We start from the raw sequence: 17,604 nt of genomic DNA on the forward strand, positions 1-17,604 counted from the left end.
GTAGATTGTATGCTACTCAGGTTATTAGAGCTACCTACAGGCTTCTTCCGAACTGGGTGGTGTTGTAGTGTATGCAATTGAATTTTTTTGTATTAAATGTTTAAAGTTTCAATATGGATATGAAAACTCCAGCTATAGCAGTTGTATTGAATGACCGAGATGTTTTATCTCTAAATAAAAATTTATTGAAAGAGGTAGACCTGATTGAGCTTAGAGTTGATATGTTTGAAAACATTGACAGAGTTGAAGAGATTTTTGCCATTGCAAAAGAAAAATTTGGGGTACCATTACTTTGCACTGTAAGAGCTCCAGAGGAAGGCGGTAAAAAGAAATTTGATAATAGATTAAATATTTACGAAAAGGTTATTCCATACTGTGATTTTTTTGATATAGAAATTTTTGCTGAGGAAGCAAAAGCTTTAAGGCAACTAAGCAAACAGAATAATATAAAATTGATTCTTTCATATCATAGATTTGATTTAACTCCTTCAGAGCATGAACTTGAGGGGATTTTTGAAATAGGAAAAAAACTTAATGGAGACATTATAAAAATTGCAACGATGATTAATACAAAAGAGGATGTAGAAACACTCACATTTTTTTTATTAAGGCATAAAAATGACAAAGTGATTGTTATAGGGATGGGTGAAAATGGAAAGATTACTCGTATATTATTCCCATTTTTTGGCTCATTGATTACTTATGCGAGCTTAAACTTATCCTCTGCTCCTGGGCAGATTGCTTTACAGGATATGATAAATATTTTCAAGAAAATTGGCTTAACAGATAAAAAAAGATAGCCCGAAGAAATTCTCTTCGGGCTTAAGAAATGCTAAGTTTACTTTATATATGTTTTCCAGTATGCTCTTATATTGTCTTTAACAGACTTAGGTAAAGGAACATAATCAAGTTTTTTAGCAGTGCTATCACCATTTTGGAAAGCCCAATCAAAGAATTTTATGACGGACTTATTTACATCTGTTTTTTCTCTTGCAAGAAGAATATAGGTTGCTCCAGTTATGGGCCAGGCTTTTTTACCAGGTGCATTTGTTATCCAAGTATAAAAATGTTTTTCTGGATTAAGATCTGCGGTAGCTGCAGCTTCAGCAAAGCTTTCAAAAACAGGAGCAACGACCTGTCCTGCTTTATTTTTAAGTTTTACTGTAGAAAGTTTATTTTGTTTTGCATATGCAAACTCTACATATCCAATGGAATAAGGAGTTCTTTTCACATAGTTAGCAACTCCTTCATTACCTTTACCCCCAAGTCCTGTTTTCCAGTTTACAGAAGTTCCGTAGCCGACAGAGTTTTCCCATTTTTTACATACTTCACTTAGATAGTGTGTGAATATGGCAGTTGTTCCAGAACCATCAGAGCGATGAACCACTGTGATTGGTTTTGCTGGAAGATTTAGATTTGGATTGAGGGCTTTAATTTTTGGATCATTCCATTGCTTAATCTCACCAAGAAATATTTCACACATGGTGGTTCCATCAAGAACCAATGTGTTAGACGGAATTTCCGGCATATTAACAATAGGAACAACACCACCGATTACAGCAGGAAATTGAAGAAGTTTAGATTTTTCAAGCTCCTCAGGTTTAAGTGCCATATCAGAGGCACCGAAATGCACTGTTCTCTCTGTAATCTGTCTGATTCCTCCACCAGAGCCAATTGACTGATAGTTAATTTTAATTCCTGTTACTTTGTGATAATCTGCTGCCCAGCTTGAATAAAGTGGATAAGGGAAAGTAGCTCCTGCTCCATTGATCATCTCAGCAGAATGCGCGAGCGTGACAGTAAACATCAACACAACAGCACAAACAAAAAATAAATACCTCATAGAAATACCTCCTTTTCAGGATTTTTTCAGGACAATGTCCTTTTTTTGCCATTCCGGGCATTCTCAGTTGCCTTATTTAGATAATATCACAGGTTATGTTAAAACAAAGTTACAGCAATATTAAATTTTTGTTAAATACCTACCATTTAAGGGGCAAAAATTGTTAAAATGCTTTAAGTTACTACCATAAGGAGGTATAGATGGGAATTTTGGATAATGAGTTAAGAAAATTGAAGGAAAAAATACTTATACTTGGTTGCCTTGTTGAGGAAGGAATTAGAAAATCGGTTAAGGCATTGATTGATAGAGAGATTGACCTTGCAAAACAGGTTATTTCAAGGGACAATCTAATTAATGGACTTGAAGTTGAGATAAATGAAGATTGCATAAAGCTTATTGCATTGAGACAACCAATGGCAAAGGATTTAAGATTTATCACCACTGCTATGAAAATAATCACAGATCTTGAGCGAATGGGAGATTTTGCAGTCAACATAGCTGAAAGAGCAATAGAGCTCGCACAGGAGCCTTTTTTAAAACCTTTTGTAAATATTCCAAAAATGGCTGAAATTGCAGAAAGCATGGTTGAGGATGCAATAAATGCCTTTGTTAAGGAAGATGTAGATTTGTGCTATGATGTGATAAAAAGAGATGATCAGGTTGATGAGCTTTTAAAAACAAATCATAATGAATTAATTGGTCTTATGATTAAAAATCCAGATATTATTTCTCTCGCTTTAAAAAGAATGTTTATTGCTAAATACCTTGAAAGAATTGCAGACCATGCCACAAATATAGCTGAGATGGTTATTTACATGGTGGAGGGCAAAATGATAAGAGGAAGTTTTGTTACAGAGGAAATTCACAAACTTTGTCTGGAAGACTTCATGTCAAGGCAGAAATAGATTTATTTCATATATGCCGATGCTTACTTTCTCAGCGAGCCCTTCTTTCCATAGAGTCTCTGTTATTTTTAGCTTTTCTTCCTTTGGAACAATAATAATCATTTTGTTCCCCTTTGAAAGCAATTCCTTCCATTTAGCTATTCTATCAGCACTTATTTCTTTTTCTGTGATGATATCAATATATCCGATAACCATTCCATAGCTTATAATTTTTAAATCTGGTGGAGTCTCTGTTACCGGCTCTAATTCCTGTTGAATTCTGCCCAGCCTTTGTTTAAGTTGCTGAATTAAAAGCTCTTTCAGATATTTTTCTGTGCTCATTTTTTCTTCCTCAATTTTGTAATATCTACAACTTTTCCTTTATCTTGCATGTCGCTCTGCTTAGAAGACTCTTTTATTTGTTCTTCTTTGTTGATTTTTCTCACTACAGGCACTGAAAGCTGAACTCTCAGATCAGGGGAGAAAACTACAGCAATAGCATTTACAGGTATGTAGCATTTCTCAGGTGTGCTACCAAATACAAGCGTGGCAGTAATTGCATCATTTTCCCAGCTGAATTTCATTCTACTGTTAAAGACCAGAACAAGGCCTCTTTCCTTTTCCTCAGGAAGAAATCCTCTTTTACCTATTACCACGCTTTCATCATAATCAACAATGATAAAGACTCTGCCAGCAAGTTCAAGCAAATCAAAAAAGGTTTGTTTTTTCAATTCATTGAGCTTTTTGATTAACTCATCTGTAAACTCAATCATTTTCTAACCCTGTAAAGGAATAAACCCAGACCTGCTAATATCATAATACTGCATAAAACCTGTCCCATTGTGAATATGCCGAGAATGTATCCAATCTGAGGGTCTGGCTCTCGGAAAAACTCTACAAAAAAGCGAAAAACTCCATAAAGAATTAAAAATAACGATGAAACAATACCAGAGCGGTTAAATTTATCCTTTAAAAACCAGAGACTTACAAAAAGAACAACACCCTCCAGTGCAGCTTCATAAAGCTGACTTGGATGTCTTGGAAGAGGTCCTCCTTCAGGGAAAATCATAGCCCAGGGAACATCAGTTATTCTTCCAAAGAGTTCTCCATTAATGAAGTTACCGATTCTGCCAAGTCCGAGCCCAATTGGTGCAGTAAGAACGAGCATATCAGTGAGTGTGAAAAAGTCAAACTTTTTCGCCCTTGTAAAAAGCCATGCTGAAACTATGACACCAATAACTCCACCATGAAAAGACATTCCACCTTGCCAGATTGCAAAAATATTGAGAGGATGTTCAATGTAGTAGTGAAGATTATAAAATATCACATATCCAAGCCGTGCACCTAAAAGAAGCCCTAATATCAGGTAAAAATATAGATTCTCAAGAAAGTCCTTTTCAACCCTGAAACCTCTTTTTTTAATTTCCCTTCTTACAATGAGATAGGAGCATATAAAACCGATAAGATACATCAGTCCATACCATCGGATTGAAAGAGGACCTATTTTTACAATTTCAGGACTTATGTTTGGATAGGGAATCATAGTTTAGTTTATCTTTTCTCAATAAAAGAAGCTGATTGAAAATTTTCAACATTTCTGCAGATAGAATTCCTGGCTTAATAAAATGAAGGGAAAAAGTTGTTTTTGCTCCTTCATTGAAATCACCCCTTACCATTGAACCAAAGGCTGTAACTGATATGAGCTCATGTCCAAGTGCTTTTTTGAGCCTGGCAGTAATTTTTTTAAGCGCTTTCTTTTCCTCTGAAAACATAATTTATTTTATCATAATTAATTTTTCTTTCCCACATAGATGTATACGCAACCGAAACTTAATGAAATAGTTTTTATATTACTAAAGCCGCAATTTTCAAGAAGTTTTATAAATTCATGGGGCTTATAAAATCCATCAATTGATGAGCCAAGATATTCATAAGCAGAACGAACTGAAAAAAAAGATGCAATAAATGGAACAATTTTTTTTAAGTACAAAAGATAGAGGTTTCTAAAAAATCCTTCTGGAAGGGAAAACTCAAGTATAACAATTTTGCCCCCTTTTTTCATAACTCTGTAAATCTCCTTCATTGCAGACTCTGTGTCATGCATATTTCTTATACCAAAAGCACAGGTCACAGCATCAAAGCACTCATTTCTGAAAGGAAGTTTATAGCCAGAGGCAACAATTGGAGAAAAAATAGCATTTTTAATGTTTTTTTTAATTTTTTTATTTCCAGCCCTTAACATTTCAAAACTTATATCAACACCGACAACTCTTGCCCCGCTTTTTAATAATGCTGTGGCAGAATCTCCGGTTCCTGTGGCAAGGTCTAAAACAATTGGTGTACTGTCATTTATTGCTTGTTCTGCCATTTTTTTTCTCCAGAAAAAGTCTTGTCCAAAGGAAAGCAGATGATTGAGAAAATCATATCTGCGCACAATCCTGTCAAACATAGATTTAATCTGTTGAGTTTCTTTCATATAATGAATTATAGCATATTCTTCAATACCGTATTGCCTCACATAAAAATCTATTCGAAATTGATTTCATTGCCTCATATAAAATTTTATCCCTCTTACAGCAGTTGCTAATTTAAAAAGTTTGTCTTGAAGCTGTAAAATCCTTTTTCTTAACTCTGTAGGATTTAATTTTTCATAAATCTCCTTTAATTCCTCTTTTATTTCCATGGCTATATCCTCTTGTTCAAGAACTCTCTCAAAAGGAGTTTTTACCTTTTTTTGACACCTTGTTGTCCTTGCATCCCTTGTGGGTACGAAAAGGAATCTGTTTAGAAGAAAGCAAGCATATGAGCGATTATTAAGATATTCCATTTTGAGTAGATTTTTATATGAGGCAACGAAAATTTCAAATAGATTTTTAATGAGGCAATTTAGTATTATAAATCAGTATTACAAAGCAGGAGGAAAGCAAATGAAAAAAGTGTTTTTATCTTTTTTCATTTTTTTACTTTTAACAGGCATATCCCATGCCCAGATGGAAATTAAAAATTGTTTTAACTACTTCAATGCAGGCGATTATAAGAGGGCTATTGAATCAGGTAAAAGGGCAGTAAAACTTTATCCAAGAAGCGTGGGTGCTTATTTTTGCTTGGGAGCGGCTTATTCTAAAACTGGACAGATAGACCTTGCTATTGAGAGCCTTAAGAAGGCAGAGGCTTATACAACAAGAGATGATGATTTAATGTCTATCTACGGCTGGCTTGGAAGTAATTATCTCGACAAAGGTGATTTAGACAATGCCCTTTTCTATCACAACAAAAGCCTTGATTTAGCAAAAAAACTGGGAGACAGAAAAGGAGAGGCAGCTGAACTTAATAACATAGCATTGATTTTTCGTAAAAAAGGGGAATTTGATAAGGCATTAGAATATTACGAAGAATCCTTGAGATTAGAGACAAATAAAAAAGAAAAAGCCGCTATATACCACAATATAGCAGTTATCTACGAGGATAAAGGGGATTATAACAGAGCCATTGAATACTTTAAGAAAGCGATTGAAATATCTGAGAGATATGGAGATTATCACGGCAGTGGTAAGATGATGCTTAACCTTGGGGATACTTATAGAAAAATCAAAGATTTTGAAAAGGCATACTTTTACCTTGATGAGGGCCTCAAAAGGGTTAAAAAGGTTGGAGATAAATACTGGGAAGGAGGTGGGTTAAAATGCTTTGGCTGGTATTTCAGAGATAAGGGAGACATAAAACTTGCAAGGGAATACCTAAACAGGGCATATGAGATTTTTAAGTCCATTGGAGCTGAAGGAGATGCTTTAGAGGTATTATCTTCGCTTGCCTTACTTGAACAGAAAAAGAAAACAGCCTATGGAGGGATAGAGATAGGTTCAAAGGGTGTAAAGGCTATGGTGCTTCAGCTTTCTCCAGCAGATGAAGAGGGTTTTTACAATGTGGAGGAAAAATTTAGAAGAAGCATAAACACAGGGATTATTACAGGGGTCAAAGAAACAGGGCTTTTTGCTGAAGATGCCATAAAAGAGACTGCTGAGGCTGTGAAAGAGCTTTTCAACACTATTAAAGACAAATATGGAGTTAATGAAAATAATATATTCATCGCAGGAAGCAGTGCTCTTGTAAATGTAAAAAACAGGGATGAGTTATCAAAAAGGATAAAGGAACTAACAGGCAAGGGCACTGTCTTTATCACCAAGGAAGAGGAGGTTTTTTACAACATCATCGGCGCTGTTCCTGATAAATATCGGTCAAAAGCAATAGTGATAGACATAGGCAGTGGCAATACAAAGATTGGCTATCTTGAAGGCTCAGATGGAAATACGAGAACCGTATCAGTAGAGATACCTTATGGCGCTGTCTCTTTCACAGACCTGATACAGAAAAATGTAGGGACTCAAAAAGAGTTTCCTATTGTAGCAGAAAAACTGAGTCAGACAGAGGTAGCACAGGCTTTACAGAAAGAAAGCCAGAGAAAGCCAGCCCTTAAAAATAGAAATCCAGTTTTTATGCTTGGTGGCACAGTATGGGCAATGGTAACCTTGCTTTATCCTGAAAAACAGGATGCTTTTGTAAAGCTCACTCAGGCAGATATAGAGAAATTTTACAGGGAGATTAAAAGTGCTCCAGATAAGCTTCTAAATCCAGATCTTTCAAAGATAAAGGACGAAGATAAAAGAAAGTGGGCAACAAAACAGATACAAGCTGTAAAAGATACTTTTAGTCAGGAAAATCTTCTTGCTGGTGCTGTTCTTATGAAAAGAATAGCTGATACCTTAGAGTTAAAAAACAAGAAGATATACTTTTCTCGTTATGGGAGCTGGCTATGGGGTTATATTGCCTCAGCAGGTGTCTTTTTTGAAGAAGAGAAAAAATCAATACAGAAATAAGGAGGAAGGATATGTTAAAAACAATAGTTTATGGCTTGCTAAGCACTTCTTTACTTGTTTCTTTAACGAACATTGCCTTTGCAGAGGATGATACATATGTCAAGATTCAGGAAATGGTCAATGACCTCGGCAGTCCACCTGAAAGAGCAAAGAATAATGGTAAATGGCAGAAGTGTGTTGATGGCGGTAGAAAAAAGATAACCATAAAGAGAACTAAAGGTGGAACGACCTATGAAGGCATATATGAAAATTGCAAAGAATGGGGCAGGTTAAGAAATGGACATGTGATAATAACTACTCGGTGAATAGAGTATATCGCGTAGAAATCCATCATTCCTTCCAGTGTTAAAATTAAATTATGAATAATCAAGAACTGGCAGTCAGTTTAATTGACTATTACATAGCTTTTTTATCTCATGAGAAAACCAAATTTATTATATCCGATGACCCTGAAAACTTAGTTTTTTTGAGTGAGAATTATATTGCTGAGATAGTAAAGAGTATCAAACAAAAGGGTTATCGCAATTTTGATTTATTTCAAATAATAAAAGATGAAGAAGTAGTTGCGAGAATTAAAGAACTTATTGAAAAAACTCAATCAGAAATAGAGAAAAGCTTCAAATTAGCCTTTGCCTTTCCTGTTTTTAAAGATAAAGAAAAGAGTGCTTATTGTGCTTTATCAAAATATGATCTCGACTTGAAGAAAGATGGGAAACTGGTTATTTGTCCAGAAGAAATTAACAAAAAATTCATTGAAAAACTAAAAGAAATAGACCCACAAAATAAAAAAATTCAAGAATTAGAAATTCTAACACAGAGAGAAGATCACACTAAAGATTTTGAATTTTATTTAACCTTTTTAGAAATCTTTGCAGGATTAAGTCATATTCATTTATTACCACTTCCCGAACCGCTCTCCTCCTGTGCAGTAGGCTTCACTTTATTGAATAACTTCAAAAAACTCAAAGATCGCTTAATTTTAAAAAACAAGGATTATGAAACAACTTATAAAGATAAAACAACCTCTAATGAGAAGCTTGTAGACCTGAATGAAGAGCAGTTGGGCTTTATTTATATTTATCCAGACTCGTATTATACAAAAAATCTTTGTTCAGATTTGAAGAAGATAAAAAACAAAATAAAAAGCGATAGGCAGATGGAAAAGAAGATTTGCCAACTATGGGACTATAAAACTAAAACATTCAATAGGAATAATCAATACAGATATGCTTTTTTAGAGAATGAATTAACTCGCTCCCAGCAAGAGGCATATAACACTATAATAAACAATTTCCTATCTCTTATTGAGGGACCTCCTGGTACAGGGAAAACTCAGTTGATCGTTACTTTTGCTGCTGATATGATGTTAGCTAATAAAAAAGTAGTAATAACAAGTACAAATAATAAGGCTGTGGATAATGTATATCAAAAATTAAAAGAGTTTGATGAAAAAAACAAAAGTCATTTTAAAACAGGCAAAATTCTTCGTGGATATTCAAGACTTGGTAGCGAGAGTTATATAAAAGAGTTTGCTAAGGAGTTAAAGGAATTTATTGATGAAGTAAAACAAATCCCGGATGAGAAAATTGAAGAAAACATTAACTCACTCACAAACGAAGTAAACATTTTGAGAGACTTTATAGATAAATATTATCAAATTAAACAAATTTCTTATGATGAATACAAAGAATATTTTAAAGATTCCCAATTAATGGAAGATTTTGTTAGAGAACAACTCAAAACATTGAAATATTTAATTGAAAGACTCAATAAATGGTATTTAAATTTATTTCCAATTAACTTATTAATAGGCAAAAAATACAAAGAAGATCTGGCAAAATTCTGTGATGAAAAGGGTCTTTGTTTACCATCACTTAGAGATAGAAAATATCTCTCCTGTAAAGAAATCTACAATAGGGAAAAGGATACATTAGATTTACTGGATAAATTATGTGAATTAAATTTGATTAAAAAAGAATTTAAAAACCTTACTGAAAAAGTAAAAATTCTTATTAATGAAAATGAGGAGGATATAGATAAGCTTTTTGAACTTGCCCGAAAATTTTACTACATAAGAAAAAAAGAATTAAATTACTGGCAATTGGCAAATGACAAAGATTGGATTAGCAAAATAAAAGATTGGATTAGCAAAATAGATTCTAATAAAATAAAAATAAATAAGGGGCAGCTTTGGGGATTGGAAGACTACATTTTCAAATACGCTCCTGTCCTCATTACTACAGCTCTTAGTTCTCCTGTAATTTGTAAACCAGCCGTAGACCTAATTGATTATGTCATTGTAGATGAAGCAGCTCAGACCCTCTTTTGTTATACATTCTCACTATTTATAAGAGGAAAACAATTTGTAGCTATTGGAGATAATAATCAACTTGGTCCTGTTGTGACAAAGAAAGACTATATTTCTCTTCCTCAGAATATCAAGCCATATTTGTCCTGTGATAAAAGCGTATATGATGTTATAGAAGCAATAACCAACAAAACCTCCTTTATAAGATTAAAAGAACATTTCAGATGTGCCAGACCAATAATAGAGTTCTGTGATAAGCTAATAAAATATGATTTAGAAATAAAAACAGAGGCAGAGAAGCTGGAAATTAAAAATTCCAGAATATCCCATTTATTTAAACAGCACTTAGCTTTTATAGATGTTAAGGGAAGATCAAGAGGTAACAAAAGCAAATACAACGAAGAAGAAATCAAAGTAATTGTTGATTTGATTTCGGAGCTTAGTAACGAAATAAAGTTAGAGCAAGTGGGGGTTATAGCACCTTTCAGATTGCAGATTGAGAAATTAAAAGAAAGAATGAAAGATTTTAAGGAGTTAGCTCTTGGCACAATCCATACATTTCAAGGAGAGGAAAAAGATATCATTATTTTAAGTTGTGTTTGCGGGAATGCGAAAGAATTTCAAAATAGTAGACTTCTACCAGATAAAAGACTGATGAATGTAGCAGTTTCAAGGGCAAGAAAACATCTCATTGTTGTAGGCAACAAAGAGGCTATAGAACATATACCTGATGATGGCATAAGAAAATCTCCTATAAAAGAGCTTTTGAATCACATTTCAAAAGAAGGGATAGTAGTGAATGGAGATATTTTTAAGTGAAAGGCATTATAAGGAATCCACTCATGGCAGAAGACATCAAGAACTCTCTCAAAAGGAGTTTTTACCTTTTTCTTGACACCGTGTTGTCCTTGCATCCCTTGTGGGTACGAAAAGGAATCTGTTTAGAAGAAAGCAAGCATATGAGCGATTACTAAGATATTCCATTTTGAGTAGATTTTTATATGAGGCAATGAAAATTTCAAATAGATTTTTAATGAGGCAATTCGAATACTTGAGATTTTTTGCTTAAGCTTGCTACTATAAAAAGATTTAAAAATTTTGGAGGTGGATTATGAACTTTTTAAATTTAATATCAGAGGCATATGCAATGGGCCCCACACCACAAGGTGCAGCACAGGGTGATCCCATTATGAGCCTTATTTTAAGCGTTTTACCCCTGGTTTTAATCATTGTTGTTTTTTATTTTCTCCTTATCAGGCCTCAGCAGAAAAGAGCAAAAGAACACAGGCAGATGCTTGAAAATCTTAAAAGAGGCGACAAGGTAATCACAGTGGGTGGAATATATGGAGTTGTTGAGTCTGTAAATCCTAATACAGTGGTTTTAAAAATTGCAGAAAATGTAAAAGTTAAATTTTCAAAGCAGGCTGTTGCTTCATTGAGACCTTCAACTGATGAGGATTAGTAAACAAGAATGAGAAAAGGCATTTATCTGAGAATTGCACTAATACTGGCAACTGTTGTTTTAGCATTTATTTTCTTTTTGCCAAATACTCCTCTTTTTGATTACATGCCTCAGTGGTGGAAAAAAAATATGCCTCACAAAGGAATCGTTCTTGGGCTTGACTTAAGAGGAGGTTCTCATCTTGTTTTTGAAGTTGACATTAAAAGGGCAAGACAAATAACAGTTGAAAGAATAGGCATGCATCTTCAGAGCCTTCTTGAGAAAAAGGGGATAAAAGCTTCAGTAAAAATCTCAGATGAAAAAATAATTATCCAGCCAGTAAACGATGAAGCGAAAAAGCTGGTAAAAGAAAACTATCCTGATCTTTCTATTTCCGTTCAGGGTAATAATCTTTTATGCGAACTTCCAGAAAGTGCATTCAAAAGAATAGAGACAACGTCTGTTGAACAAGCAATAGAAGTAATTCGTAACAGGGTTGATCAGCTTGGAGTTGCTGAACCAATAATACACCGTCAGGGTGAAAATGAAATAGTTGTCCAGCTTCCCGGAGTAAAGGATCCGAAAAAAGCTCTTGAAATTATTGGCAAAACTGCTCAACTTGAGTTTAAGCTTCTTGATGAAGAAACTCCTCTGTGGAAAGAGCTTCCTTCACTTATTAAAGCAGGTGAGGAAGAAAGCTTTCTCAATAAATGGAAAAGTAAACTTCCAGAGGGTGATGAACTTGTCTTTCAAAAAATTGTAAATAAAGAAACTGGAGAGGTTTATAAAAGACCCTATATTGTAAAAAAAGATGTTTTACTTACAGGAGACCTTCTTGCTGAAGCCCATGTAAGCATTGATCAAAGATTTAACGAACCTTATGTATCTTTGCGTTTCAACGATGCAGGAGCAAAGATCTTTGAAGAGATTACAGCAAAGTATGTAAAACACAGACTTGCCATAATTCTTGATGGGAATCTCTATTCAGCTCCTGTAATTCAGGAAAGAATTGAAGGTGGAAATGCTCAGATTACAGGAAATTTTTCTATGGAAGAAGCGAAAGACCTTGCTATTGTTCTCAGAGCAGGTGCACTACCTGCACCTGTAAAGCTTATTCAAAATGTTACTGTGGGTCCAACTCTTGGTAGAGATTCTATTGAAGCTGGCAAAATGGCTGTTATTTTTGCAGCAGTGTTTGTTTCACTGTTTATGGTTTTTTACTATAGACTAAGTGGTGTAATTGCAGATTTTGCTTTGATACTTAATATTATTCTTCTTATCGGAGCACTGGCTGCTTTAAATGCAACGCTTACGCTTCCAGGAATTGCAGGAATTGCTCTTGCAATTGGAATGGCAGTGGATTCTAATGTTCTTATGTTTGAAAGAATAAGAGAAGAACTCAGAGTCGGAAAAACTCCAAAAGCAGCGATTGAATCAGGATATAAAAAAGCATTCTGGACAATTTTTGACTCCCATGTAACAACTCTTATAACAGCAGCAGTTCTTTTCCATTTTGGTTCAGGACCTATAAAGGGATTTGCAGTTACTCTTTCACTTGGAGTGGCTATCAACTTGTTTACTGCTTTAATAGGCACAAAAACAGTTTTTGACTTTATATACATTGGAAAGGAGCGAAAGAGCCTGAGCATATGATCCAGATACTTGGCAAAACAAACATTGATTTCTTAGGAAAAAAATACTTTGCCCTCGGACTTTCCTGTTTAATGATAATTGTTGGAATTTTTGCAATTTTTCAGATTCATGCTGGCAGGGCAAATCTTGGTGTTGATTTTGCTGGAGGATTAAGTCTTCAGGTGAAATTTTCTCAGCCTATAACACTTGCAGAGGTAAGAGCAGCGCTTGATAAGGCAGGGATAAAAGATGCTGATATACAGGAGCTTCCAACAGAAAAGAAAATTCTCATAAAGCTGAAAAAACAAAAAGAAAATGCCTACGAGGCAGTTGAAAATGCTATTAAAGAAAACCTTTCCAATAAAGAGCCTGTGGTTGAATCAATAACTGAAATTGGTCCAAAAATTGGAGAACGAACGAAAAGGGATGCTACTGTGGCAATTGCTGTTGCTACATTGGGAATACTTTTATACATTGCAATAAGATTCAGATTCCATTTTGCAGTCGGTGCTACTTTTGCAACCTTTCATGATGTTATGGCTTTACTGGGAATCTTTTATATTCTTGATAAGGAAATAAATCTGATTTTTATAAGTGCTCTTTTGACAATAGCTGGATACTCTCTCACTGACACAGTTGTTGTGTTTGATAGAATTCGTGAAAATCTTGGCAAAGTGGCAAAAGGAACAATGACCCTTGAGGCATTGATGAACAAAAGCATAAATGAAGTTTTATCAAGAACAATTATAACATCTTTTACAACATTCATTTCATCATTTGCTTTATTTTTATTCGGAGGAGAAGTCTTGCACGACTTTGCCCTTGCAATGATGATTGGAATAGTTATTGGAACCTATTCCTCCATATTTGTAGCAAGCCCTATTGTGCTACTACTTGGCAAAAATTCTCTGTTAAAGAAATAAGATGCAATACAGCGAATGGGTGGTTGTTAAGACAAATCAGGAATATCTTGAGTATCTGTCGAGGTTTTTGAATATATCAATTCCTGTGGTACAGGTTCTTGTTTCAAGGGGTCTAAAAGATGTAAATGAAATTTACTCCTTCCTAAATCCTTCAATGGATTTAATTGATCCCTTCAGTATTTCAGGAGTTTATGAAACTGTACGAATAATAAAGGAAGCTGTAAAATCAGGCATAAGGATTTTTATAAATGGAGATTATGATGCTGATGGATTAACAGCTACTGCAATTCTTTATGACATTTTGAAAAAGATGAAGGCTCAGGTTTTTTATCATATTCCCCATAGAATTCATCATGGATATGGTTTAACTCAAACAAGTATTGAAGAGGCAAAAAAAGTAGGGGCAAAGCTCATTATAACTGTTGATTGTGGAATAAGAGACTTTGAAATGGTTCAATACGCAAAAAAACAAGGAATACAGACAATCATTACAGACCATCATGAACCATTGACAGTAGACGGTAAGCTTGTTCTTCCCGATGCTCTAATCATAATCAATCCTAAAGTTGATGAAAACTCACCATATACATCTCTGGCAGGTGTCGGAGTTGCTTTCATGCTTGCTATGGCTTTAAATTCTGAAGAAGCCATGCAGTATCTTGACCTTGTAACACTTGGAACTTATGCTGATATGGTTCCTCTTAATACTGTTAACAGAGCATTAATAAAGCAAGGATGGCAGCTTATAGAAAATCCATGTAGAGTATCAATCAAGACATTAAAAGATATTGCATCAGTTTCTGGCAACATTAAAAAATTTCACATGAGCTATTGTCTTATACCGAAAATTAACGCACCTGGAAGAGTTGATCATGCAGCAGATGTGGTGAAATTCTTCGTTTCAGAGAATTTTGAAGAGATTGAAACTATTGGCAAGTGGATAAATCAGATGAATTCTTTAAGACAGAAAACAGAAGAAAAAATTATGGAAGAAATTGAAAAAAAGCTTGAAACAGAGTTTAATGACGAACCAGTTATTGTTTTATGGGGAGACTGGCATATTGGAGTTGTTGGCACAGTGGCAAGCAAACTTCTTGATAGATTTAACAGACCTGTATTCATAATGGCAATAGACGAAAACAAAGCAAAGGGTTCTGCAAGAGCTCCCAATGGTGTAGATTTACAGAAAATGCTTGGCAGTTGTAAAGACCTGCTTATACGCTTTGGAGGTCACAAGCAGGCAGCAGGAGTAATGCTTTATAAAGAAAAGCTTAATGAATTCAAAGAAAGGCTTTGCAAATTAGCAGGAAGCATGGACATGGAACCCCAAAATGTGCTTCAGCTGGATGCTCAGGTCAGTCTATCAGAGGTCAATGAAAAAGTAACAGAAGAGATAAAGCTTCTTGAACCTTTTGGAGAGGGGAATCGTGAACCTCTATTTGGAGCAAAGGAGCTTACTGTGGTAAATTTAAGAAAGGTGGGCAGTAATCATCTTAAAATGTCTTTAAGGCAAAATGGGAAATATATTCCTGCAATAGGTTTTGACATGGCAAAAGAACCAATACTTGAGGGATGCCTTATTGATGCAGCATTCACTCCAGTGATAAATGAGTGGGAGGGAGTAAGAAGCCTTCAACTTCAACTTAAGGCAATTAGAAGGACACAACAATGAGATTTACAGTAACAGATTTATTAAATAAAAAAAAGCAAAAGCAGAAAATTACCATGCTTACAGCCTATGACTACATGACTGCTCATCTTGTTGATGAAGCGGGAATAGATATGATTCTTGTGGGGGATTCTCTTTCAATGGTTATTCAGGGAAATGATACAACCCTGCCTGTAACAATGGAAGAGATGCTGTATCATACAAAGATTGTTGTAAAATCAACGAAAAGAGCAATGGTTGTGGCTGACATGCCTTTTATGTCTTATCAGGTAAGTGTTGAAGAAGCAGTAAGAAACGCAGGAAGATTTATCAAGGAAGCTGGTGCACAGGCTGTTAAACTTGAAGGTGGAAGGGAAATTCTTTTTCAGGTAAAAGCTATTACAGAAGCAGAGATTCCTGTTATTGGACATCTTGGTCTTACACCTCAGGCAGTGCTCAGAATGGGAGGATACAGACTTCAGGGTAAAACAGAAGAGCAAGCAAGAAGAATAAAAGAAGATGCTTTAAGACTTCAGGACAAGGGTGCTGTGGCAATAGTTCTTGAAGTAATTCCAAAGGAGCTTGCTCAGGAGATAACTGAAAGCCTTGAAATTCCAACAATAGGGATTGGAGCAGGTCCTTATTGTGATGGACAGGTTCTTGTAATTCATGACTTGTTAGGACTGTTTGAAAAATTTACACCAAAATTTGTAAAAAAATATGCGAATTTAAGAGAGGAAATTTTGAAAGCAATAAGACAATACAAAGAAGAAGTTGAAAAAGGCGAGTTCCCTGCCGAAGAACATTCTTTTTAGGTTGAAGGAGTTAGAGATGCTACAGCCTGAAAAACAATTTGAAATTATAAAAAGAGGAAGCGTTGAAATAATTCTTGAAGAAGATCTAAAAAGAAAACTTGAAAGAGCTTACAAAGAAAAAAAACCCTTACGAGTAAAAGCAGGTTTTGATCCAACTGCTCCAGACATTCATCTTGGACATACTGTTCTTCTTGAAAAAATGAGACAGTTTCAGGAGCTGGGGCATGAGGTAATCTTTTTAATTGGTGATTTTACAGGAATGATAGGAGATCCCTCTGGCAAAACAGAGACAAGAAAACCTCTTACGAGAGAGGAAGTGCTGAAAAATGCTGAAACATATAAGGAACAGGTTTTTAAAATTCTTGATCCTGAAAAAACCATTGTCCGATTCAACAGTGAATGGTTTGGCTGTATGTCAGCCCTTGATATGTGTAGGCTTGCAGGTGCTGAGACAGTTGCAAGAATGCTTGAAAGAGAAGACTTTAAAAAACGCTTTACAGAAGGCAAGCCAATAAGTATTCTTGAGTTTCTTTATCCGCTGCTTCAGGCTTATGACTCTGTTTATTTAAAAGCAGATGTAGAGCTCGGTGGCACTGATCAGAAGTTCAATCTCTTAATGGGAAGACAGTTGATGAAAATGTATGGAATAGAAGAACAGGTTATAATCACAATGCCTCTTCTTGAAGGGCTTGACGGTGTGCAGAAGATGTCTAAAAGTCTTGGTAACTATATTGGAATAAACGAACCTCCTGATGAAATGTTTGGAAAAATAATGTCAATAAGTGATGAGCTGATGCTCAAGTATTACGAACTTTTAAGCCACATATCAATTGAAGAGCTTAATGAATTGAAAAATGGTATAAAGGAAGGCAGAATTAATCCAAGAGATGCAAAAGAGGCTCTGGCAGTTGAGCTTGTCAGTATATATCATGGCAGTGTAGCAGCAGAAAAAGCAAGGCAGAGATTTATTAAACTTTTCAAACAGAAAGAGATTCCCGAAGACATTCAAACTGTAAAAGTAAAGGATGAAGGATATGGAGTATGGCTTCCAAAAATCCTTAAAGAACACGGTGTTACAAAAAGCACATCAGAGTCAATAAGGCTTATTGAGCAGGGCGCAGTCAGGGTTAACAATGAGCAAATCATGAACTCTGACATAAAACTTAAAGCTGGCGAGTATATTGTAAAAGTAGGCAAAAGAAGATTTATCAAAATAATAGTGAACTGAATATAAAT

At 35.0% G+C, this 17,604-nt stretch carries 18 protein-coding genes; 11 read left to right on the forward strand and 7 right to left on the reverse strand.

Going from position 1 to position 17,604, the window contains the following annotated elements; translation table 11 throughout:
- Nucleotides 1-119 precede the first annotated feature (119 nt).
- Nucleotides 120-800: a type I 3-dehydroquinate dehydratase gene (gene aroD, locus V4D31_RS00880; protein ID WP_353686360.1), complete on the forward strand. Its 681-nt coding sequence runs from the start codon at nt 120-122 to the stop codon at nt 798-800.
- 38 nt (nt 801-838) lie between these two features.
- On the opposite strand, the gene pstS is transcribed toward aroD, so the two are convergent.
- Entirely contained in the window at nt 839-1,843 is a 1,005-nt protein-coding gene (pstS, locus tag V4D31_RS00885; RefSeq protein WP_353686361.1) for a phosphate ABC transporter substrate-binding protein PstS, read from the reverse strand.
- 200 nt (nt 1,844-2,043) lie between these two features.
- On the opposite strand from pstS, the gene phoU reads away from it, so the two are divergent.
- Nucleotides 2,044-2,748: a phosphate signaling complex protein PhoU gene (gene phoU / locus V4D31_RS00890; RefSeq protein ID WP_353686362.1), complete on the forward strand. Its 705-nt coding sequence runs from the start codon at nt 2,044-2,046 to the stop codon at nt 2,746-2,748.
- Here the strand turns inward: phoU and V4D31_RS00895 are convergent.
- The 6 genes from V4D31_RS00895 to V4D31_RS00920 all read right to left on the reverse strand — a co-directional run bounded on the left by V4D31_RS00895 (nt 2,734) and on the right by V4D31_RS00920 (nt 5,410).
- Complete coding sequence (locus tag V4D31_RS00895) at nt 2,734-3,069, reverse strand: hypothetical protein (protein WP_353686363.1); 336 nt, start codon at nt 3,067-3,069, stop codon at nt 2,734-2,736. The two genes, phoU and V4D31_RS00895, sit on opposite strands and share 15 nt — an antisense overlap.
- The gene (locus V4D31_RS00900) at nt 3,066-3,500 is read right to left on the reverse strand and encodes a hypothetical protein (RefSeq protein WP_353686364.1); all 435 of its coding nucleotides are present in this window, start codon (nt 3,498-3,500) and stop codon (nt 3,066-3,068) included. The genes V4D31_RS00895 and V4D31_RS00900 overlap by 4 nt, the downstream gene beginning before the upstream one ends.
- Nucleotides 3,497-4,270, reverse strand: coding sequence for a prolipoprotein diacylglyceryl transferase (lgt, locus tag V4D31_RS00905; RefSeq protein WP_353686365.1), 774 nt, complete (start codon nt 4,268-4,270; stop codon nt 3,497-3,499). The genes V4D31_RS00900 and lgt overlap by 4 nt, the downstream gene beginning before the upstream one ends.
- Nucleotides 4,242-4,499, reverse strand: a complete 258-nt coding sequence (locus V4D31_RS00910) for a hypothetical protein (protein WP_353686366.1) — start codon at nt 4,497-4,499, stop codon at nt 4,242-4,244. Before V4D31_RS00910 ends, lgt begins: the two co-directional genes overlap by 29 nt.
- A 17-nt stretch (nt 4,500-4,516) precedes the next feature.
- Nucleotides 4,517-5,203, reverse strand: coding sequence for a bifunctional demethylmenaquinone methyltransferase/2-methoxy-6-polyprenyl-1,4-benzoquinol methylase UbiE (ubiE, locus tag V4D31_RS00915; protein ID WP_353686367.1), 687 nt, complete (start codon nt 5,201-5,203; stop codon nt 4,517-4,519).
- A 66-nt stretch (nt 5,204-5,269) separates the two neighbouring features.
- A complete protein-coding gene (locus V4D31_RS00920; protein ID WP_353686368.1) occupies nt 5,270-5,410 on the reverse strand; it encodes a hypothetical protein in 141 nt (46 codons plus the stop codon).
- Nucleotides 5,411-5,654: 244 nt separating this feature from the next.
- Here V4D31_RS00920 and V4D31_RS00925 point away from each other — a divergent pair, with 244 nt between their 5' ends.
- The 9 genes from V4D31_RS00925 to tyrS all read left to right on the forward strand — a co-directional run bounded on the left by V4D31_RS00925 (nt 5,655) and on the right by tyrS (nt 17,596).
- On the forward strand, nt 5,655-7,601 hold the full coding sequence (locus tag V4D31_RS00925) for a tetratricopeptide repeat protein (RefSeq protein WP_353686369.1): 1,947 nt from the start codon (nt 5,655-5,657) through the stop codon (nt 7,599-7,601).
- An 11-nt stretch (nt 7,602-7,612) separates the two neighbouring features.
- Complete coding sequence (locus V4D31_RS00930) at nt 7,613-7,906, forward strand: hypothetical protein (protein ID WP_353686370.1); 294 nt, start codon at nt 7,613-7,615, stop codon at nt 7,904-7,906.
- Nucleotides 7,907-7,959: 53 nt separating this feature from the next.
- On the forward strand, nt 7,960-10,728 hold the full coding sequence (locus V4D31_RS00935) for an AAA domain-containing protein (RefSeq protein WP_353686371.1): 2,769 nt from the start codon (nt 7,960-7,962) through the stop codon (nt 10,726-10,728).
- A gap of 292 nt (nt 10,729-11,020) precedes the next feature.
- Nucleotides 11,021-11,371, forward strand: a complete 351-nt coding sequence (yajC, locus tag V4D31_RS00940) for a preprotein translocase subunit YajC (protein ID WP_353686372.1) — start codon at nt 11,021-11,023, stop codon at nt 11,369-11,371.
- A gap of 9 nt (nt 11,372-11,380) precedes the next feature.
- Complete coding sequence (gene secD / locus V4D31_RS00945; RefSeq protein WP_353686373.1) at nt 11,381-13,003, forward strand: protein translocase subunit SecD; 1,623 nt, start codon at nt 11,381-11,383, stop codon at nt 13,001-13,003.
- Complete coding sequence (gene secF, locus V4D31_RS00950; RefSeq protein WP_353686374.1) at nt 13,000-13,905, forward strand: protein translocase subunit SecF; 906 nt, start codon at nt 13,000-13,002, stop codon at nt 13,903-13,905. The genes secD and secF overlap by 4 nt, the downstream gene beginning before the upstream one ends.
- A 1-nt stretch (nt 13,906) precedes the next feature.
- Nucleotides 13,907-15,577, forward strand: a complete 1,671-nt coding sequence (recJ, locus tag V4D31_RS00955; protein WP_353686375.1) for a single-stranded-DNA-specific exonuclease RecJ — start codon at nt 13,907-13,909, stop codon at nt 15,575-15,577.
- Nucleotides 15,574-16,368 carry a 3-methyl-2-oxobutanoate hydroxymethyltransferase gene (gene panB, locus V4D31_RS00960; protein WP_353686376.1) on the forward strand — a complete coding sequence of 265 codons (795 nt, stop codon included), beginning with the start codon at nt 15,574-15,576 and terminating at the stop codon, nt 16,366-16,368. The genes recJ and panB overlap by 4 nt, the downstream gene beginning before the upstream one ends.
- 16 nt (nt 16,369-16,384) lie before the next feature.
- A complete protein-coding gene (gene tyrS / locus V4D31_RS00965; RefSeq protein WP_353686377.1) occupies nt 16,385-17,596 on the forward strand; it encodes a tyrosine--tRNA ligase in 1,212 nt (403 codons plus the stop codon).
- Nucleotides 17,597-17,604 lie beyond the last annotated feature (8 nt).

This window comes from Thermodesulfovibrio sp. 3462-1 (assembly GCF_040451425.1).
GTDB classification, from domain to species: domain Bacteria; phylum Nitrospirota; class Thermodesulfovibrionia; order Thermodesulfovibrionales; family Thermodesulfovibrionaceae; genus Thermodesulfovibrio; species Thermodesulfovibrio obliviosus.

What these genes read in the sequence shown, in the direction of transcription:
- panB (WP_353686376.1), top strand. Translation starts at nt 15,574, where the DNA reads ATGAGATTTACAGTAACAGATTTATTAAATAAAAAAAAGCAAAAGCAG.
- ubiE (WP_353686367.1), bottom strand. Translation starts at nt 5,203, where the DNA reads ATGAAAGAAACTCAACAGATTAAATCTATGTTTGACAGGATTGTGCGC.
- pstS (WP_353686361.1), bottom strand. Translation starts at nt 1,843, where the DNA reads ATGAGGTATTTATTTTTTGTTTGTGCTGTTGTGTTGATGTTTACTGTC.
- V4D31_RS00930 (WP_353686370.1), top strand. Translation starts at nt 7,613, where the DNA reads ATGTTAAAAACAATAGTTTATGGCTTGCTAAGCACTTCTTTACTTGTT.
- recJ (WP_353686375.1), top strand. Translation starts at nt 13,907, where the DNA reads ATGCAATACAGCGAATGGGTGGTTGTTAAGACAAATCAGGAATATCTT.
- V4D31_RS00925 (WP_353686369.1), top strand. Translation starts at nt 5,655, where the DNA reads ATGAAAAAAGTGTTTTTATCTTTTTTCATTTTTTTACTTTTAACAGGC.
- secD (WP_353686373.1), top strand. Translation starts at nt 11,381, where the DNA reads ATGAGAAAAGGCATTTATCTGAGAATTGCACTAATACTGGCAACTGTT.
- yajC (WP_353686372.1), top strand. Translation starts at nt 11,021, where the DNA reads ATGAACTTTTTAAATTTAATATCAGAGGCATATGCAATGGGCCCCACA.
- V4D31_RS00895 (WP_353686363.1), bottom strand. Translation starts at nt 3,069, where the DNA reads ATGAGCACAGAAAAATATCTGAAAGAGCTTTTAATTCAGCAACTTAAA.
- V4D31_RS00900 (WP_353686364.1), bottom strand. Translation starts at nt 3,500, where the DNA reads ATGATTGAGTTTACAGATGAGTTAATCAAAAAGCTCAATGAATTGAAA.
- V4D31_RS00910 (WP_353686366.1), bottom strand. Translation starts at nt 4,499, where the DNA reads ATGTTTTCAGAGGAAAAGAAAGCGCTTAAAAAAATTACTGCCAGGCTC.
- secF (WP_353686374.1), top strand. Translation starts at nt 13,000, where the DNA reads ATGATCCAGATACTTGGCAAAACAAACATTGATTTCTTAGGAAAAAAA.
- V4D31_RS00935 (WP_353686371.1), top strand. Translation starts at nt 7,960, where the DNA reads ATGAATAATCAAGAACTGGCAGTCAGTTTAATTGACTATTACATAGCT.
- phoU (WP_353686362.1), top strand. Translation starts at nt 2,044, where the DNA reads ATGGGAATTTTGGATAATGAGTTAAGAAAATTGAAGGAAAAAATACTT.
- V4D31_RS00920 (WP_353686368.1), bottom strand. Translation starts at nt 5,410, where the DNA reads ATGGAAATAAAAGAGGAATTAAAGGAGATTTATGAAAAATTAAATCCT.
- aroD (WP_353686360.1), top strand. Translation starts at nt 120, where the DNA reads ATGAAAACTCCAGCTATAGCAGTTGTATTGAATGACCGAGATGTTTTA.
- lgt (WP_353686365.1), bottom strand. Translation starts at nt 4,270, where the DNA reads ATGATTCCCTATCCAAACATAAGTCCTGAAATTGTAAAAATAGGTCCT.
- tyrS (WP_353686377.1), top strand. Translation starts at nt 16,385, where the DNA reads ATGCTACAGCCTGAAAAACAATTTGAAATTATAAAAAGAGGAAGCGTT.